Annotated in this window: 18 protein-coding genes; 9 read left to right on the top strand and 9 right to left on the bottom strand. The window is 68.6% G+C overall.

From position 1 onward, the window contains the following. Window positions 1-3 precede the first annotated feature (3 nt). Window positions 4-1,062: a malate/lactate/ureidoglycolate dehydrogenase gene (locus tag AC07PU_RS29350; protein WP_495321884.1), complete on the top strand. Its 1,059-nt coding sequence runs from the start codon at window positions 4-6 to the stop codon at window positions 1,060-1,062. 15 nt (window positions 1,063-1,077) lie between these two features. Here the strand turns inward: AC07PU_RS29350 and AC07PU_RS29345 are convergent, their stop codons facing one another. From AC07PU_RS29345 to AC07PU_RS29325, 5 genes are all read right to left on the bottom strand, one after another. Next, complete coding sequence (locus AC07PU_RS29345) at window positions 1,078-1,638, bottom strand: hypothetical protein (RefSeq protein WP_296794449.1); 561 nt, start codon at window positions 1,636-1,638, stop codon at window positions 1,078-1,080. A 126-nt stretch (window positions 1,639-1,764) separates the two neighbouring features. Next, window positions 1,765-3,288: a catalase gene (locus AC07PU_RS29340; RefSeq protein ID WP_495321883.1), complete on the bottom strand. Its 1,524-nt coding sequence runs from the start codon at window positions 3,286-3,288 to the stop codon at window positions 1,765-1,767. 121 nt (window positions 3,289-3,409) lie between these two features. Then, window positions 3,410-4,057 (bottom strand): nucleoid occlusion factor SlmA, encoded by a 648-nt coding sequence (gene slmA / locus AC07PU_RS29335; RefSeq protein ID WP_093353943.1) that lies wholly within the window; start codon window positions 4,055-4,057, stop codon window positions 3,410-3,412. Window positions 4,058-4,168: 111 nt separating this feature from the next. After that, complete coding sequence (argB, locus tag AC07PU_RS29330; protein WP_208509337.1) at window positions 4,169-5,062, bottom strand: acetylglutamate kinase; 894 nt, start codon at window positions 5,060-5,062, stop codon at window positions 4,169-4,171. A 58-nt stretch (window positions 5,063-5,120) separates the two neighbouring features. After that, window positions 5,121-6,218, bottom strand: a complete 1,098-nt coding sequence (locus AC07PU_RS29325) for a glycosyltransferase family 4 protein (protein ID WP_093353938.1) — start codon at window positions 6,216-6,218, stop codon at window positions 5,121-5,123. 43 nt (window positions 6,219-6,261) lie between these two features. On the opposite strand from AC07PU_RS29325, the gene AC07PU_RS29320 reads away from it, so the two are divergent. Further along, window positions 6,262-7,020 (top strand): glycosyltransferase family 2 protein, encoded by a 759-nt coding sequence (locus AC07PU_RS29320; protein WP_495321882.1) that lies wholly within the window; start codon window positions 6,262-6,264, stop codon window positions 7,018-7,020. Between the two features lie 13 nt (window positions 7,021-7,033). Here the strand turns inward: AC07PU_RS29320 and AC07PU_RS29315 are convergent, their stop codons facing one another. The 4 genes from AC07PU_RS29315 to AC07PU_RS29300 are packed head-to-tail and all read right to left on the bottom strand — an operon-like array spanning window position 7,034 to window position 12,878. Continuing rightward, complete coding sequence (locus AC07PU_RS29315) at window positions 7,034-8,077, bottom strand: glycosyltransferase family 2 protein (protein ID WP_398496107.1); 1,044 nt, start codon at window positions 8,075-8,077, stop codon at window positions 7,034-7,036. A gap of 18 nt (window positions 8,078-8,095) precedes the next feature. Next, window positions 8,096-9,121: a glycosyltransferase family 2 protein gene (locus tag AC07PU_RS29310; RefSeq protein WP_495321881.1), complete on the bottom strand. Its 1,026-nt coding sequence runs from the start codon at window positions 9,119-9,121 to the stop codon at window positions 8,096-8,098. Beyond that, complete coding sequence (locus tag AC07PU_RS29305) at window positions 9,118-11,028, bottom strand: glycosyltransferase family 2 protein (protein ID WP_495321879.1); 1,911 nt, start codon at window positions 11,026-11,028, stop codon at window positions 9,118-9,120. The genes AC07PU_RS29310 and AC07PU_RS29305 overlap by 4 nt, the downstream gene beginning before the upstream one ends. Continuing rightward, a complete protein-coding gene (locus AC07PU_RS29300) occupies window positions 11,025-12,878 on the bottom strand; it encodes a glycosyltransferase family 2 protein (RefSeq protein ID WP_495321877.1) in 1,854 nt (617 codons plus the stop codon). The genes AC07PU_RS29305 and AC07PU_RS29300 overlap by 4 nt, the downstream gene beginning before the upstream one ends. Before the next feature lie 324 nt (window positions 12,879-13,202). Between AC07PU_RS29300 and AC07PU_RS29295 the strand changes: the two genes are divergently transcribed. The 7 genes from AC07PU_RS29295 (at window position 13,203) to gmhB (ending at window position 22,743) form a co-directional block, all read left to right on the top strand. After that, window positions 13,203-14,006 (top strand): ABC transporter permease, encoded by an 804-nt coding sequence (locus tag AC07PU_RS29295; protein WP_208509342.1) that lies wholly within the window; start codon window positions 13,203-13,205, stop codon window positions 14,004-14,006. A gap of 6 nt (window positions 14,007-14,012) precedes the next feature. Continuing rightward, window positions 14,013-14,714: an ABC transporter ATP-binding protein gene (locus tag AC07PU_RS29290; RefSeq protein WP_208509343.1), complete on the top strand. Its 702-nt coding sequence runs from the start codon at window positions 14,013-14,015 to the stop codon at window positions 14,712-14,714. A 171-nt stretch (window positions 14,715-14,885) separates the two neighbouring features. Then, window positions 14,886-19,841 carry a glycosyltransferase gene (locus AC07PU_RS29285; RefSeq protein WP_495321876.1) on the top strand — a complete coding sequence of 1,652 codons (4,956 nt, stop codon included), beginning with the start codon at window positions 14,886-14,888 and terminating at the stop codon, window positions 19,839-19,841. After that, complete coding sequence (locus AC07PU_RS29280; RefSeq protein ID WP_495321875.1) at window positions 19,813-20,919, top strand: GHMP family kinase ATP-binding protein; 1,107 nt, start codon at window positions 19,813-19,815, stop codon at window positions 20,917-20,919. Before AC07PU_RS29285 ends, AC07PU_RS29280 begins: the two co-directional genes overlap by 29 nt. Further along, a complete protein-coding gene (locus AC07PU_RS29275; RefSeq protein WP_495321874.1) occupies window positions 20,907-21,506 on the top strand; it encodes a D-sedoheptulose 7-phosphate isomerase in 600 nt (199 codons plus the stop codon). Before AC07PU_RS29280 ends, AC07PU_RS29275 begins: the two co-directional genes overlap by 13 nt. Continuing rightward, window positions 21,506-22,192, top strand: a complete 687-nt coding sequence (locus AC07PU_RS29270) for a nucleotidyltransferase family protein (protein WP_495321873.1) — start codon at window positions 21,506-21,508, stop codon at window positions 22,190-22,192. Before AC07PU_RS29275 ends, AC07PU_RS29270 begins: the two co-directional genes overlap by 1 nt. Further along, window positions 22,189-22,743 (top strand): D-glycero-beta-D-manno-heptose 1,7-bisphosphate 7-phosphatase, encoded by a 555-nt coding sequence (gene gmhB / locus AC07PU_RS29265; protein ID WP_495321871.1) that lies wholly within the window; start codon window positions 22,189-22,191, stop codon window positions 22,741-22,743. Before AC07PU_RS29270 ends, gmhB begins: the two co-directional genes overlap by 4 nt. Window positions 22,744-22,765: the final 22 nt, after the last annotated feature.

Raw genomic sequence — 22,765 nt, 5'->3', positions numbered from 1 at the left:
ACCATGCCGAGAACACTGCAGGCCGAGAGCCTGCAATCCACCGTCGCGAGCATCCTGCGCGCCGCGGGCAGCCAGCAAGCCGAGGCCGAACAGGTCGCGGCCAACCTCGTGATGGCCAACCTCAGCGGCCACGACTCGCACGGCGTGGGCATGCTGCCGCGCTACATCGACGCGGTGGCCGAAGGCGGCCTGCATCCCAACGCAGCGGTGCGCATCAACCTCGACATCGGCACCCTGCTCTCGCTCGACGGCCAGCACGGCTACGGGCAGGTGGTGGGCGTGCAGGCGATGGAGCTCGGCATCGAGCGCGCGCGCCGCCACGGCAGCTGCATCCTCACGCTCGCGCATGCGCACCACCTGGGCCGCATCGGCCACTTCGCCGAGATGGCGACCTCGCACGGGCTGGTGTCGATGCACTTCGTCAACGTGCTCTCGCGCCCGGTGGTCGCGCCCTGGGGCGGCGGCGACGGGCGCTTCGGCACCAACCCCTGCTGCATCGGCATCCCGCTCGCGGGGGCCGAGCCCTTCGTGCTCGACTACGCCACCAGCCGCGTGGCGCAGGGCAAGATGCGCGTGGCCCACAACAAGGGCGAGCGCGTGCCCCCGGGCTACCTCATCGACGAGAACGGCGCGCCCACCGACGACCCCGGCGTGGTGGTGGTGCCGCAGGGCAACGGCCTGTTCGGCGCGCTCATGACCTTCGGCGAGCACAAGGGCTACGGCATGGCGCTGGCCTGCGAGCTGCTGGGCGGCGCGCTGACCGGCGGCGGCACCTGGCACCGGCCGGCCGACACCAGCCGCAGCGTGCTCAACGGCATGCTCACCGTGCTGATCGATCCCGAGCGCCTGGGTACCCAGGCCAGCTTCGACCAGGAGGCGCGCGAATTCGTCGAGTGGCTGCGCCGCAGCCCGCCGGGCCAGGGCTTCGACGCGGTGCAGATCGCGGGCGAGCCCGAGCGCAAGGCGCGCGCGGCGCGCCAGCGCGACGGGATCTGGGTCGACGATGCGACCTGGGGGGAGATCGTGGCGGCGGGGGCGAAGGTGGGCGTGCAGGTCGCCTGACCGGCCCGGCGGACGCTAGCAGCGCCCGAGCACCTTGCGGATGTCTTCGATGAAGCGATCGGCGCTTTGTCGGCCGGTGATGTCGGTCTTGGGGTAGCTGATGCGCAGCTTCACGAAGTTGTTGCGCACGGCCGTGAGGTAGGTGTTCGACACGATCAGGTTGCCATCGAGGTCCATCTCGAAGGCCTTCCAGATGAATTGCGGGCCGCAGCCTGCGAACTGCGTGACCTGCCCGGGCGTGGCGGGCACCGTCACCTTGCTTGCATGGCCCATGGCCTCCATCTGCTTCGCCTCGTCGATCACCTGGGCGAAATGCTTGCGCACCACGGCGGATTCGGTGCCCTCGGGAATGCTGCTCAGGCCACCGGTGTAGACATACGTCGAAGCGAGCAGATGGCCATCGCTGCGGTAGCGCGTGGCGCTGCCCAGCGCTTTCTGCGCGAAGGTCTCCCTGCCCTGGAGCTGCAAGCCGCCGACCCGGTCGGGAAAGGACACGCCGATCGCATCCTCGAACACCGCCGCCGAAGCGAACGGCGGGAGGCACAGCAGCGTGAAGACGAGGATCAGCGAGCGCATGGCGAGGTCGTCCCTGGATGGTTCATGTTGGAAATGCGGCCCGTGCGAGCTTAGCGACTTCCTGCGACATGAACGAGCGACGCGCCCCACCGAAGCGGGACCGCGCCGCACCGCGCGCCTTGCCGCTCAGCTCTTGCTCGCGTCGTGCGCCGGCTTGCCGACCTGCACGCTGGTGTCGTCGCCCCTGATCTTCGCCTGCACGGCCCGGATCGCCTTCTCGAGCCGCGCACCGTAGTCGGCATCGGCCTGGCGGAAGTAGCTCACCGAACGGTCGATGATGTCCTGGCGCGTGACCGCGCCCAGGCCACCCGCGATGCTTTGGATCAGGCGCTCCTTCGCGGCCTCGTCCATCAGGCGGTAGAGGTCGCCGGCCTGCACGAAGTCGGTGTCCTCGGGGTGCTGTTGCCACTGGTGGCTGCCGGTCCAGCCGTGGATCTGCAGCGGCGCATAGACCGGCTCGTTGCTCTGCTTCGGTGCATCGCTGAAGCTGTTGGGCTCGTAGTTCGGGCCGCGGCCGCCGTTGCCGTCGCCACGCATCGCGCCGTCGCGGCCGTAGTTCTGCGCCGTGGTCGCGTGCGGCCGGTTCACGGGCAGCTGCGTGTGGTTGATGCCCAGGCGGTAGCGCTGCGTGTCGCCGTAGCTGAACAGGCGGCCCTGCAGCATCTTGTCGGGCGAGGGGCCGATGCCGGGCACGAAGTTGGCCGGGTTGAACGCGGCCTGCTCGATCTCGGCGAAGTAGTTGTCGGGGTTGCGGTTCAGCGTGAGGATGCCGATGTCGATCTTCGGGTAGTCCTTGTGCGACCAGACCTTGGTCAGGTCGAAGGGATTGAAGCGGTAGGTCTGCGCCTCGGCCACCGGCATGATCTGCACCTGCACGCGCCAGCTCGGGAACTCGCCGCGCTCGATCGAATGCAGCAGATCGAGGTGGTGGTGGTTCGGGTTCTCGCCGCCCACGCGCTGCGCCTCTTGCGCGACGAAGGTCTCGATGCCCTGGTTGGTCTTGAAGTGGTACTTGACCCAGAAGGCCTCGCCCTGCGCGTTGACCCACTGGAAGGTGTGCGAGCCGAAGCCGTCCATGTGGCGGTAGCTCCTCGGAATGCCGCGGTCGCCGAACAGCCAGGTGAACTGGTGCGTGGCCTCGGGCGAGTGCGAGAAGAAGTCCCAGGCGTTGTCGGGCTCCTGCACGTGGCTGTAGGGGTCGCGCTTCTGCGAATGGATGAAGTCGGGGAACTTGAGCGGATCGCGGATGAAGAAGATCGGCGTGTTGTTGCCGACCAGGTCGTAGTTGCCTTCCTCGGTGTAGAACTTGAGCGCGAAGCCGCGCGGATCGCGCACCGTGTCGGCCGAGCCGAGCTCGAGCGCCACGGTCGAGAAGCGCGCCAGCACCTCCGTCTTCTTGCCGACCTGGCCGAGGAATTTCGCCTTGGTCCATTTCGTGACGTCGGCCGTCACCTCGAAGGTACCGAAGGCACCCGAGCCGCGCGCATGCACCACGCGCTCGGGGATGCGCTCGCGGTCGAAGCGCGCGAGCTTCTCGATCAGGTGATGGTCCTGCATCAGCACGGGGCCGTTCACGCCGGCGGTCTGCGACTGCTGGTTGTTCTCGACGGGCGCGCCGTTCTCGGTGGTGAGCTTGCGGGGATCGGTCATTGGGCTTTTCCTATCGGTTGTGGGAGCCCGTTTATTTTCAGCAATCGAATGACCTGTTTCGATTGCGATTGCCTATGCCGACGATAAGCTGCGGCTGCTGCGCGGCCCTGTCCTCAGCGGTTCAGAGTACCAGCGCGAGCAGCGCGTCGAGGTGTTCGGAGGGTTCGCGGCGGAAGCCCGAGCGCGCGAAGCGCTGCAGGCGGCCGACCGCCAGCGAGGTCAGGGCCGAGGCACGCACCTGCGCATCGACGCTCGGCGTGGCCGAGCCTTCGGCGGCGCGGTCCTCGCGCAGCGCCTGGCGGATGCTGGCTTCGATCTTGTCGAAGAACTGGTTCATGCGCTGCTGCAGCCGCTCGTTCTCGTAGACCAGCGCATCGCCGACCATGACGCGCGTCATGCCGGGGTTGCGCTCGGCGAACTGCACCAGCATCGCGATGATGCGGGCCGCCTGCTCCTTGCCCGTGGCTTCGCGCTCGAGGATCTGGTTGACCAGGGTGAACACGCTCTGCTCGATGAAGTCGATCAGGCCCTCGAACATCTGCGCCTTGCTCGCGAAGTGGCGGTAGAGCGCGGCCTCGCTGACCTCGAGGCGGGCGGCCAGCGCCGCGGTGGTCACGCGCTCCGCGCCGGGCTGCTCGAGCATCGCGGCCAGGGCCTGCAGGATCTGCACGCGCCGCTCGCCGGGCTTGGGACGCTTGCGCGCCGGAGCGGCCGGCGCGGTCTCGGCCTGGGTCTCTGCACCGGGGACGACTGTCTCTTCGTTTTGCATGGGAGGCGCGTGCGGAAGATGTAAACAATTGATTCTCGCACAGCAGTGAGCGCGCGCCTCCCCGCGCGCCCGCTGGCCGCCGCCCCCGCCTCGGGGCCGGCCCCCACGCGCTCAGCGCGCGCGGATCATCGTGCCGTAGGCCTGATCGGTCAGGATCTCGAGCAGCATCGCGTGCGGCACGCGGCCGTCGATGATGTGCACGGCATTGACGCCGCTCTTGGCCGCGTCGAGCGCGCCCTCGATCTTCGGCAGCATGCCGCCCGAGATCGTGCCGTCGGCGAACAGGTCGTCGATCTCGCGCGCGCTCAGGTTGGTGAGCAGCTTGCCGTCCTTGTCGAGCACGCCGGGCGTGTTGGTCAGCAGCATCAGCTTCTCGGCCTTGAGCACGGTGGCCAGCTTGCCGGCCACCACGTCGGCGTTGATGTTGTAGCTCTCGTTCTCCTCGCCGAAGCCGATCGGGCTCACGACGGGGATGAAGGCGTCGTCCTGCAGCGCCTTGACCACGCTCGGGTCGATCGAGACGATGTCGCCGACCTGGCCCACGTCGTGGTGCACGCTGGGATCGGCGCGGTCGGCCAGCTTGAGCTTCTGCGCGCGGATCAGGCCGCCGTCGCGCCCGGTCAGGCCCACGGCCTTGCCGCCGGCCTGGTTGATCAGGCCCACGATGTCCTGCTGTACCTCGCCAGCCAGCACCCATTCGACGACTTCCATGGTCTCGGCATCGGTCACGCGCATGCCCTGGATGAAGCTGCCCTTCTTGCCCAGGCGGTTGAGCGCGGCCTCGATCTGCGGGCCGCCGCCGTGCACCACCACCGGGTTCATGCCGACCAGTTTGAGCAGTACCACGTCCTCGGCGAAGTCGGCCTGCAGCGCCGGGTCGGTCATGGCGTTGCCGCCGTACTTGATGACGATGGTCTTGCCGTGGAACTTGCGGATGTACGGCAGCGCCTGGGCCAGGATCTCGGCCTTGTCGCGCGGGGGAATGTTGAGGACGGGGTCGGTCATGGGCGGTCAGGCTCCGGGACGGTGGACGATGGGACGGGATTCTCGCAAAGACGAACGATCAGGGCCGCAGCCAGCGCGGCACCTTGAATCGCACGATCATGAGGTAGGCGCCGACATAGGTCGTGACGAACAGAAGACAGAAGAACATCAGCACCCAGGTGTTGTTCCAGAACAGCACCGCGGGCACCACCGACATCGCGGCGAAGATCCACAGGTAGGGCGAGGTGCGGTTGTTGCGCGCGAGCAGCTGGCGCGCCTCGTCGTCGGCGAAGGCCACGCGCACGATGCGGCGGAAGATCAGCTGGTGGAAGTGCAGCGCGTCGGCCGTGCCCGGCGACTGGCCGCGCGCGAGCTTGCGGTAGATGGAGAACAGGGTCTCCCACACCGGATAGATCAAGAGCAGCATCGGGAACCAGGGCGAGACCACGCGGTGGCGCTGCACCAGCGTCACGCAGGCCACGGCGATCACCATGCCCCAGACGTAGGCGCCGCCGTCGCCCGCGAAGATCTTGCCGCGCGGGTAGTTCCAGATCAGGAAGCCGAAGGTCGCGCCGACCAGGCAGACCATCATGGCCGCGAGCTGGCGATCGCCGAGCTGCAGCGCCACGTGCGAGATCGCGAGGCAGACCAGCACCGCCACCGTGCCCGCGAGGCCGTTGTAGCCATCGATGATGTTGAAGGCATGCGGCAGGCCGCCGATGGCGAGCGCGGCGAACAGCACCGAGGCATAGGGCACGGCCGCGAGCCAGCCGTCGACCAGCGGGATGCCGGTGCGCGCGAGGCTCAGGCCGTGCACCCAGCACACCAGCAGCGCCGCGCCCAGCGTGAGCATCAGCCGCCAGCGCACCTGCACGCGCTGCGTGACGTCCTCGACGATGCCGCCGAGCACGGCCGGCAGGATGCAGACCAGCATCAGCATCGAGGCCGACGCGGGCCACGAGACGTTGAACGGATCGGTGCCGGTGATGCCGGCCGCGAGCCAGGCCACGCCCATGCCGAGGATGATGCCCGCGCCCCCCAGGCGCGGCACATGGCCCTTGTGGAAGCGCTGCGGCATGTCGGCGCCGTACAGCCGCGCATGGCGGCGCGCGCGGCGCATGAAGATCTGGACCGCGAAGGCGGCGACGAAGAAGCTGATGACGATCAGGGCAATCATGGGTGGTAGCGGGGCCCCTAGAATCCCCGGGCGAAATTAGACCATGGCCACCCCCGCTACGACCTCCCCCGCCGTCACGATTTCGATCGTGAGCCACGGGCAGCTCGAACTCGTGCGCCCCCTGCTCGACCAGATCGACCGCTTCAGCCGCGAACAGGTGGCCAAGGTGGTGCTGACGCTGAACATCCCCGAGTCCGACGCGCCATTGGCCGGCGCCGCCTGGGGCTTCGCGCTCGAACGCATCGAGAACGCGGAGCCCAAGGGCTTCGGCGCCAACCACAACCAGGCCTTCGAGCGCTGCGCCACGCCATGGTTCCTGGTGCTCAACCCCGACATCCGCTTCGATGCCGACGTGCTGGCGCCGCTGGTCGCGCTGGCGGCACCCGACGCGGGGCTGCTCACGCCGCGCATCATGGAGCCCGGCAAGCGCGAGCCCGAGCAGCACCGCGACATCCTGACGCCGCTGGAGATCCTCACGCGCAAGAAGCCCGGCTATGCGCGCCCGGCCGTCCCGGCCTGGGTGCCGGGCCTGTTCATGCTGTTCCGTGCCGAGGCCTATGCCGCCGTCCACGGTTTCGACGAGCGCTTCTTCATGTACGGCGAGGACTTCGACATCTGCGCGCGGGTGCAGCTGGCCGGCTGGCGGCTGCAGGTCGGCGAGCAGCTGCGCGCGCGGCACGACGCGCAGCGCGCGAGCCACCGCAGCAGCAAGTACCTCTACTGGCATGTCACCAGCCTGCTGAAGATCTGGGCGTCGGGCGCGTTCTGGCGCTATCGCCGGCTGCGCCGCCAGGCGGCCTGATCGGCCCCGACCCTCAGCCCAGCAATCGCCGCAGCGAGCGCACCCCGGGCAGCCGCGTCAGCTTGCCGATGGCGCGGATCAGCCCCGGCGGGCTGTGCTCGGCCATGAAGACGGTGGCGCGCAGCTCGAGCTTCTTGCGGCCGCTGACCGCCGGGCTCGCATAGACGATCGCCGCGTACTCGGCGAGCACCGCGCTCATCTCGGCGCGGTTCGGGTCGTTGGCCTTCACCGCCTCGATCACGTGGTCCATGAAGAAGCGGCCGAAGCGCGGCATCAGGCAGTCGCGCAGCACGTAGCGGTTGCGCTTCGGTTCGTCGGGGAACATGCCGACCAGCTTCTTGAAGTACTTGAAGCGGCTGCGGATCATGCGCATGTCGAACGAGGTGCTGCCGGTATGGATGCACCAGACCGTGACCACCTTGTCGATGAAGTGGTTCGTGAAGCCCTTGCGGAAGATGCGCAGGAACAGGTCGTCGTCCTCGAAGCCCATGAACTGGGTGTCGAAGCCGCCCACCGCGTCGAAGGCCTTGCGCGTCACGATCGCGGCCGAGGGCAGCACGAAGATGTCGTGGCGCAGCATCTCGAAGATGTTGGTCTTCGGATGGTGCAGCGTGTGGTCCTTGACCATCGCCGCGCGGATGATGTTGCCCTCGCCGTCGGCCTCGGCCAGGTCGGCGTAGACGAAGCCCAGACGCGGGTCGTCCGCCGGGATGCCCTTGACCAGGATCTCGATGTGGTTCGACAGGTAGAAGTCGTCCTGGTCGAGGAAGCAGATGTACTCGGCCGTCGAGGCCGCCACGCCGGCGTTGCGAGCCGAGCCCTGGCCGCCGTTCTCCTTGTCGAGGATGCGGAACGGGAAGCGCGCGGCCAGCGCGTCCAGGCTGGCGCGCTCCTCGGGACGCGAGCCGTCGTTGACCACGATGACCTCGCTGGCCGGCATCGACTGCGCGAACACGCTCGCCACCGAGCGCTCGATGAAGGCCGCGCCGTTGTAGAACGGGATCACGACCACCACGGTCGGCGGCACGGGGACGGAGGTCTGGGGGATGTGGCTCACGGATGGCTCTGGAATGGATCAGACGGATTCGAACAGATCGCGCACCACGCCGCGAAAACCGCGGCCGAACCGGTCGTAGCGACCCGTTCGGGCCTCGCGCAGGATCGGCAGCACGCGCGCCCAGCGCGAGGCCGGCAGCTGCGTGCGGAAGCGCTGGTGCACGATCTTGCCGCGCAGCTTGTCGAGGGTGTCGGGGGCCACCGGCCGGCCCGCGCGCGCGACCTGCTCGAGGCGTTCGAGCAGCAGTTCGGCCTTGCGCGCGCGCTCGACGTGGGTGGTGCCGCGCGAGGCCAGGGCCTTGCGCACCTTCTCCCTGAAGGTGTCGCGCCGCGCGCCGATCTGGTTGCCGCCATGCTGGCGGTAGTCGATCAGCTGCGCCTCGACAGTGTCGATGCGCGCGAAGGCCGAGGCCACCGTGGCGATCCACTCGTCGTGCACCCATTCGACCGGGAACGGCAGCACCGCGTCGAGCAGCTCGCGATGGAACACCGTGGTCGCGCCGGTGACGATGTTGCGGCGCAGGAGCACGTCGAAGGCCTGGCCCGCATGCATGCGCTCGAGCTCGCTGGGCGTGACCTCGATCGCATGGAACAGCGTGCCGCCCAGCGGCGCGCCCTCGGCGTCGACGAGGCGCGCGTCCGAGTGCAGCAGCCGCAGCTCGGGCCGGCGCTCGAACTCGGCCACCAGCCGCTCGAGCCGCTCGGGCACCCAGGCATCGTCCTGGTCCGACAGCGCGATCAGCGTGCCGCCGCAGGCGCGCACCGCCTGCTCGAAGTTCTTGACCACGCGCAGGCCGACGGGATTGACGATGACGCGCAGCGCGATCACGAGGCCGGGCCGCTCGCGCAGGCATTCCTCGACGGTGGCGCGTGCCACCTCGACGCAGGCATCGCGCGAGGCGTCGTCGGACAGCACGATCTCCATCGGCGGCCGGGTCTGCAAGCAGATGCTGCGGACCTGCTCGCGCACGAAGCGCTCGCCGTTGTAGGTGCACAGGGCGACCGAGACGCTCAGCGGCTCGGCGGCGGCCGGGGCCGCGCTCATGGCGCCGCCACCCTCGCCGCGCGCGGCGGCCAGGCGTAGCTGAAGTCCTCGATCGCGAGGCTCAGGTTCGGGTTGTAGGCCGGGTCGTTGAAGAGCAACTCGCCCCAGCGCTGCTTCATGTAGCCCTCCTCGCCGAGGAAGCGCTGAATCTGCGCTTCCGACAGGTCAGAAGGCCGCGTGGCCGATTCGTGGTGGTAGAGCTCGGCATGGGGCGTCCAGACGTTGCGGTAGCCGGCCTCGCGCAGCCGCAGGCAGAAGTCGACGTCGTTGTAGGCGACCTTGAGGTTCTTCTCGTCGAGTCCGCCCACCTGTTCGTAGAGCGCGCGCCGCACGATCAGGCAGGCGGCCGTCACGGCCGAGAAGCCCTGCAGCAGCGCCGCGCGTCCGAAGTAGCCGGCATCGCCCTGGCCGAGCCGGCGGTGCGCATGGTCGGCCACGCCGCCGCGGTAGCCCAGCACCACGCCCGCATGCTGCAGCGTGTTCTCGGGGTACCAGAGCCGCGCGCCCACGGCGCCCACGCCGGGCTGCAGCGCGATCGAGACCATCTCGCCGAGCCAGTCGGGCGAGATCACCTCGATGTCGTTGTTGATGAGGCCGAAGACCTCGCCCCTGGCGACCGCCGCGGCCTGGTTGTTGAGTGCCGAGTAGTTGAAGGGGCTGTCGTCGCGCAGCACGCGCACGCCCGCGCGCGCCGAGATCTCCTCGAAGTAGCGCAGTGCCTCGGGGTCGTCCGAGCCGTTGTCGATCAGGATGATCTCGTAGCGCGGGTACAGGGTCTTCTCGAGGATGCTCTCGATGCACTGGCGCACCAGCTTCAGGCCGTTGCGCGTGGGGATGAACAGCGACACCAGCGGCGGCTCGGCCGGCAGCGCATGGCGCACGCGGAAGCCCGCGCCCGCGCGCTCGGCCGTGGCCTCGATGCCGCCGCGCGCCAGATGCGCCTGCAGCGCGCGCTCGCCGCCCTCGGGTGCGTACTCGGCCGGGTCCATCGCATGCACCGCGTCTTCGGAAGCCACATGACGGTGGTACAGCGCCTTCGGCACGTGGACGATGCGCGCCGCATCGAGGCGCTCGGCCGCGCGCAGCACCAGGTCGTAGCGCGCCGCGTCGCCGAAGCGCTCGTCGAGCCGCCCCACCTCGCGCAGCAGCGGCGCCGCGAAGAAGGCGAGCCGCGAGACGAAGTCCTGCGAGCGCAGCAGGTCGAGGTTCCAGTCGGGCTTGAAGTACGGCGCCGAGCGCTGCCCGTCGGCCGCGATGCGGTCCTCGTCGGTGTAGATCAGCGCGGCCTCGGGCCGGGCCACGGCGGCCTCGGCCACGCGCCACAGCGCATCGGCGGCCAGCGCATCGCGCGCGTCGCAGGCGGCGAGCCAGCCGTCGGCACCGGGGTCGGCGGCGTTGAAGGCCTGCGCGAGCGTCGCCTCGGCGAACTCGATGCGCGGCTCGGCCGCGGCCAGCCGGCCGGCCAGCGCCTTGACCGCCTGCGCCGTGCCCGGTCCGGCCGCGAGCACCAGCCGCCAGTGCGCGAAGACCTGGTCGCGCACCGAAGCCACGGCGCGCTCCGCCTGCTGCGCATCGGCGCCATCGAGCGCCATCACCAGCACGAAGCCGGGCTGGCGCGGCCAGCCGGCGGCCTGCGCCTCGAGCGCCTGGCGCTGGGCCGGCGCGAGCGGCGCGTCATGGCGCTTGACCCATTCGCGGTACTGGAAGCGGTCGGGCCGCGAGGCATCGGCCATCAGCGGCGGGCCGTCGTTGCGCAGCAGCACGCTGACCGAGCGCACCACGCCTCGCAGGCCCGACTGGCGCAGGATCTTCACGGCGCGGCGCGCGGTGCCGCCGAGGCCGCCGCCCTTGTAGAGGGCGTTGGGGATGAAGGCCAGGGCGCGCCAGAGGCGGTTGGGGGTGCTCATGGCCGAAGCTCCGGCAGCGGCCTCGGTGGCCAGGCCAGGCGGAAGTCTTCCGCCGCCAGGCTCAGGTTGGGGTTGTGGGCCGGGTCCTGCTCGAGCAGTGCGCCCCAGCGCGTCCTCATGTAGCCCTCCTCGCGCTCGACGCGCTCGCGCTGGGCCGGGTCCTGGTCGCGCGGGCGGGTCGCCGATTCATGGTGATAGAGCTCGGCATAGGGGGTCCACACGTTGCGATAGCCGGCCTCGCGCAGCCGCAGGCAGAAGTCGACGTCGTTGTACGACACCTTGAGCTTCGTTTCCTCGAGCCCGCCCACTTCCTGGTAGACCGCCTTTCGCACGACCAGGCAGGCCGCGGTCACGGCCACGAAGGACTGGACCAGTTGCGCGCGATTGAAGTAGCCGCCGTCGGCGCGCGCGAGGTGCTTGTGGGCATGTCCGGCGATGCCGCCAAGGCCCAGCAGCACGCCGGCATGCTGCACCGTGTTGTCCGGGTAGAGCAGCTTGGCACCGACCGCCCCCACGCCGGGCTGCAGCGCGATGGCGACCATCTGCTCGAGCCAGTCGGCGGTGATGACCTCGATGTCGTTGTTGACCAGCGCGATCACGTCGCCGCTGGCCTGCGCGACCGCCGCGTTGTTGAGGGCCGAGTAGTTGAACGGGCCGTCGTCGCGGATCACCTGGAAGCCCGGCAGATGCCGCAGCTGTTCGAAGTAGCGCAGGGCCTCGGGGTCGGTCGATCCGTTGTCGACCAGCACGATCTCGTAGTCGGGGTAGCTCGAGCGCATGACGATGCTCTCGATGCATTGCCGCACCAGGCCCAGCGCGTCGCGCGTCGGGATGATCAGCGACACCCGGGGCCAGCGTTCGGGCGCCGCCAGGTGCATGCGATAGCCATGGGGCGTGCTTTCGCTGCGCGCGGCGAGGCCGATGCGCGCGAAGTGCTCGTTCAGGGCCTGCTCTCCGGCCACCTCGGCATAGGGCTTGGCGCCGGCGGACTGCGCGGTGCTCTCGGCATGGGCACGCCAGTGGTACAGCACGTGCGGAAGATGCCGGATCTGCCGCGGCTCGACGCGCTCGATGCAGCGCAGCGCCAGGTCGTAGTCCTGCGCGCCCTCGAAGCCCTTGCGGAAGCCGCCGACCTCGTCCACGAGCGCGCGCTGGTAGGCGCCCAGGTGGGAAAAGATGTTCTGCGAGCGGAACAGCTCGAGGTTCCAGTCGGGCTTGAAGTAGGGGTTGTAGCGGCGCCCCGAGGCATCGATCTTGTCCTCGTCCGAGTAGATCATCCGGACATCGGGCCGGCTGCGGATCTCGTGGGCGACGCGCAGCAGCGCATCGGGGGCCAGCAGGTCGTCGTGGTCCATCAGCACCACCCAGTCGCCCTGGGCCAGGGCCAGCGCGCTGTTCGAGGCCTCGGAGATGTGGCCGTTGACCGGCCGGCGCACCCAGCGGATGCGGGCCTCCTCGCGCGCGCAGGCCTCCAGCAGCGCGACGACCTCGGGATCGGTCGAGGCGTCGTCGGCGATGCACAGCTCCCAGCGGCCGTAGCTCTGGGCCCGCACCGAGGCGATCGCCTCGCGCAGCCAGGCCGGCCGCGGGTTGTAGGTCGGCATCAGCACCGAGATCAGCGGCGGCGCCTGCCAGCGGGAAGCCTCCTCGGCCAGCGCCTTCGATGCCGGTGCGTTCAGCGCGGCGGTGCGGGCGATCCACTCGCCGTAGTCGCCGCCCTGGATATCGATCGGGACCGGCACGGTGCCCCGCAGCCGCTGCACCAGGCGACTGGCCCAGCGCACCGGCGCCGTCAGGCGCCAGCTGGTGGAGCGCTCCATGGCCTGCACCTGGTGCTCGAGCGCGTACACGCGCGCCTGCAGCTGCGCCTTGTTCGGTTCGCCAGGACGTGGAGGGAGCCGATTCCCTTGCGGTGCGGCAGGCAGCGTTGGCCTCATAAAATAAGATCCGTCATCCCGAATGCTCGCATTGAGGCCTGGGCCCTGCGATGTCAATGCCGTTCGCGCTGGGCGCGGTGCGTCGTGGGAACGCCTCTCACGGCTTGGCCCGAGAGGGGCCGGTAAAATTATCGCTCCAATAAAGACAGGTCAAAAAACAATGCGGGTGCTTTCAACGATGCGCTGCGAAATCGGCGAGGGCGGCGTTGCCCGCTTCGCGCACATCCACGCTCACCTATGAGCCTGGTCCATTCCAATCTGCACAAGAGCGCCTGGGCCGACTGGTGGGAAGGCTCCCGCCGGGTCGACATCTGGTGGACCCTCGCCTGGTTCGACATCGTCCTGCGTTATCGCCGCTCGCTGCTCGGGCCGCTCTGGCTCACGCTGAGCATGGGCGTGATGATCGCGGGCATGGGCCCGCTGTACAGCGCGCTGTTCGGCACCGAGCTGTCGCGCTTCTTCCCCCACCTCGCGCTCGGCGTGATCTTCTGGGGCCTGTTCTCCAGCATCGTCACCGACGCCTGCCACACCTTCGTCAATTCCTCGCACTACCTGAAGCAGGGCTACTTCCCGATCACGCTGTTCGTGTGGCGCAGCCTCGGGCGCAACATCATCCAGTTCGCCCACCAGATCGTGCTGTACGTGCCGGTGGCGTTGTGGGCCGGCATCTCGCTGTCGTGGCACGTGCTGCTGTTCTTCCCCGCCTTCCTGCTGCTGCTCGTGAACGCCCACGCCATCGGCCTGGTGCTGGGCCTGATCTGCACGCGCTTTCGCGACATCACGCAGATCGTCACCAGCTTCATGCAGATGCTGATGTTCCTGACGCCGGTGTTCTGGCTGCCCGAGAACCTGCCGGGCCGCGCCCGCTACGTGCTGTGGAATCCGCTGGCACAGATGCTCGACCTGCTGCGCACCCCGCTGATGGGCGGCGTGGCCAGCCTGCACGACTGGCTCGGCATCCTCTGCTGGACGGTCGCCACCATCGTCGGCGCCAGCCTGTTGTTCGTGAAGTACCGACGCCGCGTCGTCTATTGGCTCTGACCGCCCATGGCACTGATTTCTCTCCAGAACGTATCCGTCAGCTTCCCGATCTACGGCGCGGGCGCCAGCTCGCTGCGCAGCACGCTGGCCGCCTCGGTCACCGGTGGCCGCCTCGGCAAGGAGACGGGCGTGACCGTCGTTCAAGCGCTGCGCGACGTCAGCTTCGAGCTGCGCAGCGGCGACCGGCTGGGCCTGGTCGGCCACAACGGCGCGGGCAAGTCGACCCTGCTGCGCACCCTCGCGGGCGTCTACGAACCGACCTCGGGCTCGTTCACGCGCCAGGGCACTGTCTCCAGTCTGATCGATCCGGTGCTCGGCATCGAGGTCGATGCCACGGGCATCGAGAACATCATGCTGCGCGGCCTCGTGATGGGCATGAGCCGCAAGCAGGTGGACAAGCTGACGCAGGACATCTGCGAGTTCAGCGGCCTCGGCGAGTACGTGAACATGCCGGTGCGCACCTACTCCACCGGCATGCTGATGCGGCTGGCGTTCTCGATCTCGACCAGCATCCAGTCCGACATCCTGCTGATGGACGAATGGCTGTCGGTCGGCGATGCGGAATTCACCGAGAAGGCCGAGAAGCGCATGCGTGAGGTGGTGACCAACTCGGGCATCCTGGTGCTGGCGTCCCATTCGCCCGATCTGATTGCCAAGGAATGCAATCGCGTGATCCATCTGGAGCACGGGCGAATCGTCGAGCAATAGGGCTCCACCCACTGCGGCGACACCGCTCGCCGCACCTCTTCGCGGACGCTGGCTGAGAGGAATCTCACCAAACTTACGCAACCGCCAGGCAGTAGTTGGCGGTTTACATTTACTTTACATGGACAATACGCGCCTTGATTTAGGGGACGCGTTAACACGATGCTAAGAAAAATGGGTGAGCTTGCCTACTGGCGGAAGGGCGAGGAGAGCCAGAATTTCGGCGACTACCTGAACGAGTATCTGGCGGGTCATCTCTTTCTTTCCCCGGCACGCGATGCGACCCAGATCCGTCTGATCGGCAGCTTCCTGGGCGACCAAATCATTGAAGAGGCGGAGAAGACGGCCCACGAAGTGGGCGGCGGGCGCCTCGGCAGCCGCTTCCTGGCATGGGGCGGCGGCATTCGCGAGACTGGTGGCGTGAGCGCGCGCAATCGCGCCAAGGTGGAGATCCTGTCGGTGCGCGGACCGCTGTCCGCGAGCGAACTGCAGCTCGACGCGACGACGCCCCAGGGCGATCCGGCCTTCCTGCTGCCGGCGCTCCACAGCCCGCGCGCGCAGCCGCATTACCGCGACAAGACCCTGTGCATCCCCCATTTCAACGATCGCCGCAGCGATGCGGAACTGCTGGCCATCTCCAAGGCGGATCTGGTGCTGCGCCCCGGCATCGAGGCGACGGACGAAGCGGTCGAATCCTTCATCGATGCGCTGTGTTCCGCACGCTTCGTGCTGTCGGCCTCGCTGCACGGCGCGATCGTCGCGGCCGCCTATGGGCGGCCGTTCGCGCCATGGAATCCCGATTTCGTCGATCTGCCGGCCAAATGGCAGGACTTCGCGCAAGGGGTAGGCATTCCCGCTACCTTCGTGGCGAATGTCGAAGAAGGTATTCAGCACTACGCGGCCCAGATCGCGCCGAAGTTTCGGCGGCCTTCGCTGTGGGAGGCGCTGGCACGCGCGCCCTACGTGCCGAGTCCGGAAGCGATCCTGAAGATCCTGCGGCATGAGCTGCGCGCGGCCGAGGGCCAGCCGGCAGACGCGGTCCTGCAGGAGAAGATCGCGCTGTTCGAAGCGTCGAGGTCCCATTTCGCGGCCATCGCGCAGGAGTCCAGGGCGCTGGTCGATGCGGCCTGGCAACGCGAGGACGCCGCGCAGGCGCGCATCGCCGAGCACGGCGCGGGCCTCGAGAAACTCCAGGCCCAGGTCGAGACGCTGCTGAGCCAGATCGAAGCGGCCCGGGCGCATGCCACCCAGTCCGACGCGCACCTCGCGGAGCGCGAGGAAACCATCGCGCGGCTCAGGAAGCAGGCCGATGCCCAGTCGAAGCAGTCGGATGCCGCCAGGGAGCGCGCCACCCGGTTGGGCATCCGCGTCGAGGAGTTGCAAAGGGAAGTCGACATGGCACGCCACCAGGTCGGCGCGGTGCAGGCCGCTTTCGAGGAGATGCGGCGCTCGAGTTCATGGCGGCTCACGCGCCCCCTGCGCGCGCTGGCCGACTTGCTCAAGATCCCGCTGCGGGCCATCGGCCGCACGGGCCTGCTGTTTCGCGCGATGCTGGGATTGCTGCTGCTGCTGCCCGCGTCGGTGTATTGCGGCGGCTTCGGGGCCGTGTTCCGGGCCTATCGCAGGACCCCGGCCTTCGCGGCCACGGTCTTCGATGCCCACCAGGAGATCCGCCAGCGCCTCATGGCCAAGCCTCGCTGGTGGCGGCGCATCGTCATGCTGAGCTACACGCTCGCCCACCGCGTCTATCTCGCCGGCAGCGTGGGCCGCGTGGTGGGCAGCGCGCTGCGCATGCTTCGCTCCGAAGGCCTGAGCGGCCTGCGTGCCAGCCTGGCGCGCACGGGCCCCGGCGGCGGACCCGACGGCTTCGAGCGGCGCATCCTCGTGCTCGACTACCGCATCCCCCGCGGCGATACCTCGGCCGGGGAACTCGCCACCGTGGGCATCCTGCGGGACCTGGTGGCGCTCGGCTACGAAGTGGTGTTCGCGCCGAACGACATGACGCCGTCGCCGCGCTACGAGAAGGAACTCGAGAGCTTCGGCGTCACGGTGATCACGCGCCAGGCGGGCTTCCAGTACACCGGCCACTACATCGAACGGCATGGCGCGAGCTTCGGCGTCTTCTACGTCATGCGCTTCGACGTGGCCGAGAACGCGCTGCCCTCGATCCGCAAGACCGCGCCGCATGCGCGCGTGATCTTCCATGCGCCCGACCTGTACTTCCTGCGCGAGATGCGCGAGGCGCGGCTGCTCGACGATCCGGCCGCCGTCGCGCGCGCCGAAGCGACGCGGCAGCGCGAGGTCGCGATGATGCGCGCTGCCGATCACGTCGTGCTGGTGAGCCCTGCGGAAGTGCCCTTCCTGCGCGAGGAACTGGGCGCAGAGAAGCCGATCACCGTGTTCCCGGTGCTGTACGCACCAGTCGCGCCGCGGCCCGCCGGGTTCGCCGCGCGGCGCGACATCTTCTTCCTGGGCGGCTTCGGCCACGCGCCCAACGTCTCCGCGGTGCAATGGTTCGCCAAGGAGATCTGGCCGGCGGTTCGCGCGGCGCTGCCCGAGGTCGAATTCCACGTCGTCGGCGCTGAAGTGCCCGAGAGCATCCAGGCCCTCGAAGCCGTTCCGGGCATCAAGATCAGGGGCTTCGTTCCCGACCTGGAGCCGGTGCTCCAGGGCTACCGTGTCGGCGTGGCGCCGCTGCTCTTCGGCGCGGGCATCAAGGGCAAGGTGGCGATGACGCTGGGCGCGGGCATCCCCTGCGTGGGCACGCGGATCGCCGCCGAAGGCATGGGCATCCAGAGCGGCGTCCATTCGATCATCGAGGACGAGCCGGACAAGTTCGCCGCGGCCGTGGTCGCGCTCTACCAGGACGAGGCGCTGTGGCAGCGCCTGTCGCGCAACGGGCAGGCACTGGTCGAGGAACGCTTCGGCGAAGTGGCCAACCGCAGCGCGCTGCTCCGGGTCCTCAACGACGCGCGCGGACTGCCGCTGTCGCTGTTCCGATCGTTCTGCGCGCAGGACCGGCCTTTCGCCGTTCCGCAGCCGCCGGCGGACGTGCCGGTCGACGTCTCGATCATCGTTCCGGTCTACAACAAGTGGGCGCTGACCCGGGCCTGCCTGGCCTCGATCGCCTACACCAACGCGGGCGTGGGCATCAGCTACGAAGTGATCCTGGCCGACGACAGCTCCAGCGACGAGACGCTGCGCGCGCAGGAGTTGGTGCCGGGCCTGCGCATCGCGAGAACGCCGCAGAACATGGGCTTTTTGCGCAACTGCAATCACGCGGCCAAGCTCGCGCGCGGGCGCCACATCCTGCTGCTCAACAACGACACCGTCGTGCTGCCGGGCTGGCTGGACGCGATGCACCGCACGCTGGAGGGCGACGATTCGATCGCCATCGTCGGCTCGAAGCTGCTGTACCCGAACGGCCGCATCCAGGAAGCCGGCGGCGGCATGCTGGCGAATGCCGACGGCGTGAGCATCGGCCGCTGGCTCTACCGCCAGGGCCTGCCCATGCCGGTGCCGCGCGACGAGCCGGTGTTCAACTTCGAACGCGAGACCGACTACCTGACCGGCGCCTCGATCCTGATCCGCGGCAGCTTCTGGCGTGCAACCGGCGGCTTCGACGAACGCTTCGGCAATGCCTATTGCGAGGACTCCGACCTCGCCATGCAGGCGCGCGCGCGCGGCCTGCGCGTGGTCTATCAGCCGGCGTCGGAGCTGGTGCATCTGGAACACCAGAGCTATGCGGACGAGGTCGATGCCGACCACATCGAACTGCAGCGGCGCAACAAGGCCGTGCTGGTCGAGAAATGGCACGACGTGCTGCTGCGCGACCATCTGCCCGCCGGTGCGCAATGGCAGCAGGTGGCGGCCCGCGGCGAACGCTCGATTCCCCCCGCGGTGCAAGCACGCCGTGCCGCCTCCGAGTCGCGCAACATCCTGTACTTCAGCCCCTTCCCCTCGCATCCGAGCAATCACGGCAACCAGGCGACGATCCAGCAGTTCGCGCGCCAGTTCCAGCGCTCGGGCCACAAGGTGCATTTCGCGCTGCTCCAGAGCAACATGTACGACCTCGAGGCCGAGCAGTCCATGCGTGCCGAGTGGGACAGCTTCGACATCCTGCCGAATGCGCATCCGCTGGGCGCCGACGGATCGGCGATCCCCTTCGACGGCTGGTACGAGGACGGCCTCGGCGAGGCCGTGCGCGCGCTGTGCGCGCGCTACGACATCGACGTCGTGTTCTGCTCCTATGTGTTCCAGTCGAAGATGCTCGACTACATCCCCTCGTACATCCTGCGGGTCATCGACACGCACGACAAGATGGGCGGACGCTACGAGATGCTCCAGCAGCGCGGCCTGCCGCTGGAGTTCTTCTCCTGCACCCCCGAGGAAGAAGGCGCCTACCTGCGGCGCGCCGACGTCGTGGTCGCGCGGCGGCAGGAAGAGGCCGACTACTTCGACAGCGTGAGCGGCGCCGGCTCGGCGATCGTGGTGCCGCACTTCGAAGCCCCGCACTTCGTGCGGCGCGCCTTCACGGACCTGCGCCAGGTCGGTATCGTGGCCAGCGCCAACCGGATCAACCTGGAGATCGTGCGCGACTGCCTGCAGTCGATCGACCGCCAGGTCGGCACGGGCCACTGTCCCTTCCTGGTCCTCGTCGCGGGACAGGTCAAGGCGCTGATTCCGACGCTGCCCGCCCACGAGGCCGCGCTGTTCGACCGCCCCTGGGTCCGGCTGCTGGGATTCGTCGAAGACATCCAGGAGTTCTACGAATCGGTGGACGTGGTGATCTCGCCCGTGACCATGGGCACCGGCATCAACGTCAAGACGGTGCAGGCGATCGCCTACGGCATGCCGCTGCTGACCACCGAGTGGGGCAGCAAGGGCGTCGACACCTCGGAACCGCTGCACAAGCTGGCATCGCTCGACGATCTGGTGCGCACGCTGCTCCAGCTGGTCGAGCGGCCGGCGGAACTGGAGCGTCTGGCTGCCGTCAGCCGCGGCCTGTATCAACAGTTCTTCGACACCAGCGTGACGGCGCTGCAGGCACTGGTACAGCGCGTACCGATGTCGGCGGCGGGGCACGCAGCGGCGTTCCAGGATGGTGCCCCCCGGGGCGATACCATCTGAAGCGCTGCGCCCCGAAGCCGCCCAGCCCAGAAAACCACGAGGAAACCAGGTGAAAACTATTCGAGCAAGAGCCCCGCTTCGGCTCGGCCTCGCCGGGGGCGGGACCGATGTCTCGCCCTACTGCGACGTGCACGGCGGCTGCGTTCTCAACGCCACCATCGACCGCTATGCCTACGCGGTCATCCAGCCGCTGGAGGAATCCGCGGTCCGCTTCGTCGCGTCGGACAAGCAGGACAAGGAAAGCTGGGGCCTGGTGCCGCACATCACACTGAACGGCGGCCTCGACCTGCACAAGGCGGTCTACAACCACTTCGTGGCGAACTACAACGGCGGCCAGCCGATCGCGATCCAGCTCAGCACCTTCTGCGACGCGCCGGTCGGGTCCGGCCTCGGCTCGTCCTCCACCCTGGTGGTGGCGATGATCGAGGCCTTCGTGGAACTGCTCAATCTGCCGCTGGACGACTACATGGTCGCCCACCTGGCCTACAAGATCGAGCGCGTGGACTGCGGCCTGCAGGGCGGCCGCCAGGACCAGTATTCCGCCACCTTCGGCGGCTTCAACTTCATGGAGTTCTACGCCGACGAGCGCGCGCTGGTGAATCCGCTGCGCATCCGCAGCTCGATCATCTGCGAGCTCGAGGCCTCGCTGGTCCTGTTCTTCACCGGCGTCTCGCGCGAGTCCGCGAAGATCATCGCGGACCAGAGCGGCAACCTCAAGAGCGGCGCGACCGATGCGCTGGAGGCGATGCACGGCATCAAGCGCGAGGCGCTGGCGATGAAGGACTGCCTGCTGCGCGGCGATTTCACCGGCCTGGTGGAATCCATGCGCCTGGGATGGGAGAACAAGAAGCGCTCGGCAAAGACCGTTTCGAACGCGCACATCGACGAGATCTACGAGGCGGCGACGGCGGCTGGCGCACTGGCCGGCAAGGTGTCGGGCGCCGGTGGAGGCGGGTTCATGCTCTTCTTCGTCCCCAACGAACAGCGCATGGACGTGATTCGCGCACTGGACCGGTTCAACGGTCAAATCAGCAACTGCCACTTCACCAAGAACGGAGCGCAAGCATGGAGAATCTGACCCCCTCCTCCTACATCTCGGCCCAGATCGCCGAGGCCCAGCGAGTCATGACCGCGATGGCGGCCGACGCGACGCTGCAGGAAACGCTGGCCGCCACCGCCGAGGCCTGCATCGCCGCGCTGCGCAACGGCCGCAAGATCCTGCTTGCCGGCAACGGCGGCAGCGCCGCCGACGCGCAGCACATCGCCGGCGAATTCGTCAGCCGCTTCGCCTTCGACCGACCCGGCCTGCCGGCGATCGCGCTGACCACCGACACCTCCATCCTGACGGCCATCGGCAACGACTACGGCTACGAGAAGCTGTTCTCGCGCCAGATCCAGGCGCTGGGCCAGGCAGGCGACATCTTCATCGGCTACTCGACCTCGGGACGCTCGCCCAACGTGCTGGCCGCCTTCACGGAAGCACGCGCGCGCGGCATGCTGTGCGTCGGCCTCACCGGCAACCGCGGCGGCCCGATGCTCGAGCTCTGCGACTTCGTGCTGGCGACGCCCTCGGCCGACACGCCGAAGATCCAGGAAGGCCATCTGGTGATCGGCCACATCCTGTGCGGCCTGGTCGAACGCGCCATCTTCACGCCGCCGAACTGATGGAAGCCATCGTCCTGGCGGGCGGGTTCGGCACCCGCCTGCGCTCGGAGGTTCCCGATCTGCCCAAGGCCATGGCCCCCGTGGCCGGTCGCCCGTTCCTGGAGATCCTGCTGGACGGGCTGGCGCGCCAGGGCTTCTCGCGCATCGTGCTGTCGCTGGGCTACATGGCCCCGACCATCATGAGCCACTTCGGAGCGAGCTACCGCGGCATGGCGCTTCGCTTCGTCGTCGAGGAACAGCCACTGGGCACGGGCGGCGCGATCCGCCTGGCGATGACCGAGGTCGCCGACGACCACGTCTTCGTCTTCAACGGCGACACCTTCCTCGACCTCGATTGCGCGGCGCTGGAGGCCTGCTGGCAGCGGCATCGCAAGCCCGTCATCGTGGGACGCCCGGTCGCCGACGTGAGCCGCTACGGCCGGCTCGTGGTGTCGGACGATCGCGTCGTGGGCTTCGCCGAGAAGGGCAGCCCGGGCGCCGGCCTGATCAATGCCGGCTGCTATGTCTTCCCCACCTCGCAGTTCGACGACCGTGCGCTGCATGCCGCGTTCTCGCTCGAGCAGGACTTCCTCGCGCGGGCGGTTCCCGCGACGGACATCCGGGTCTTTCCGTGCGAAGGACAGTTCATCGACATCGGCGTTCCCGAGGACTATCGGCGGGCACAGGTCGAGCTGGCGATGCGATGACGGGGCGCCGCGCGCTTTTTCTCGACCGCGACGGTGTCGTCAACGTCGAGAAGAACTACCTCCATCGCCAGGAGGACGTCGAATTCGTCGACGGCATCTTCGAACTCGTGCGCACCGCCAATGCCGCGGGCTTCCTGGTCGTCGTCGTGACGAACCAGGCCGGCATCGGGCGCGGCTACTACACCGAGGCGGACTTCCACGCGCTGTCGGCCTGGATGTCGGCGCAGTTCCTCGCCCAGGGCGCGCGCATCGACGGCGTCTACTTCTGCCCGCACCACCCGGTGCATGGCATCGGCCCCTATCGACGCGACTGCGATTCGCGCAAGCCGGCCCCCGGCATGCTGCTGCGCGCGGCGCGCGAACTGGGCATCGATCTCTCGGCGTCCGTGATGGTCGGCGACCGCATCACCGACATGCAGGCGGCACGCGCCGCGGGCGTTCCCGTGCGTTTCCTGCTGGCCGGCAACGAAGAAGCGGTGGACCTGGCGCAGCTCGATGGCGCCCGCGTCATTGCGTCGCTGTCCGGCGCCCTGGCCTCGCTCGACGGCTGAGCCGGCGCCAGCGGGTACGCTG

Source organism: Variovorax sp. GW821-FHT10D07 (genome assembly GCF_059415325.1).
This window is presented reverse-complemented; position numbering and strand designations above follow the sequence as displayed.

Coding starts and splice junctions, on each gene's coding strand:
- AC07PU_RS29295 (WP_208509342.1), top strand. CDS start 13,203: ATGAGCCTGGTCCATTCCAATCTGCACAAGAGCGCCTGGGCCGACTGG.
- AC07PU_RS29275 (WP_495321874.1), top strand. CDS start 20,907: ATGGAGAATCTGACCCCCTCCTCCTACATCTCGGCCCAGATCGCCGAG.
- AC07PU_RS29270 (WP_495321873.1), top strand. CDS start 21,506: ATGGAAGCCATCGTCCTGGCGGGCGGGTTCGGCACCCGCCTGCGCTCG.
- AC07PU_RS29320 (WP_495321882.1), top strand. CDS start 6,262: ATGGCCACCCCCGCTACGACCTCCCCCGCCGTCACGATTTCGATCGTG.
- AC07PU_RS29325 (WP_093353938.1), bottom strand. CDS start 6,218: ATGATTGCCCTGATCGTCATCAGCTTCTTCGTCGCCGCCTTCGCGGTC.
- AC07PU_RS29350 (WP_495321884.1), top strand. CDS start 4: ATGCCGAGAACACTGCAGGCCGAGAGCCTGCAATCCACCGTCGCGAGC.
- slmA (WP_093353943.1), bottom strand. CDS start 4,057: ATGCAAAACGAAGAGACAGTCGTCCCCGGTGCAGAGACCCAGGCCGAG.
- AC07PU_RS29345 (WP_296794449.1), bottom strand. CDS start 1,638: ATGCGCTCGCTGATCCTCGTCTTCACGCTGCTGTGCCTCCCGCCGTTC.
- AC07PU_RS29290 (WP_208509343.1), top strand. CDS start 14,013: ATGGCACTGATTTCTCTCCAGAACGTATCCGTCAGCTTCCCGATCTAC.
- AC07PU_RS29285 (WP_495321876.1), top strand. CDS start 14,886: ATGGGTGAGCTTGCCTACTGGCGGAAGGGCGAGGAGAGCCAGAATTTC.
- argB (WP_208509337.1), bottom strand. CDS start 5,062: ATGACCGACCCCGTCCTCAACATTCCCCCGCGCGACAAGGCCGAGATC.
- gmhB (WP_495321871.1), top strand. CDS start 22,189: ATGACGGGGCGCCGCGCGCTTTTTCTCGACCGCGACGGTGTCGTCAAC.
- AC07PU_RS29310 (WP_495321881.1), bottom strand. CDS start 9,121: ATGAGCGCGGCCCCGGCCGCCGCCGAGCCGCTGAGCGTCTCGGTCGCC.
- AC07PU_RS29305 (WP_495321879.1), bottom strand. CDS start 11,028: ATGAGCACCCCCAACCGCCTCTGGCGCGCCCTGGCCTTCATCCCCAAC.
- AC07PU_RS29340 (WP_495321883.1), bottom strand. CDS start 3,288: ATGACCGATCCCCGCAAGCTCACCACCGAGAACGGCGCGCCCGTCGAG.
- AC07PU_RS29280 (WP_495321875.1), top strand. CDS start 19,813: ATGGTGCCCCCCGGGGCGATACCATCTGAAGCGCTGCGCCCCGAAGCC.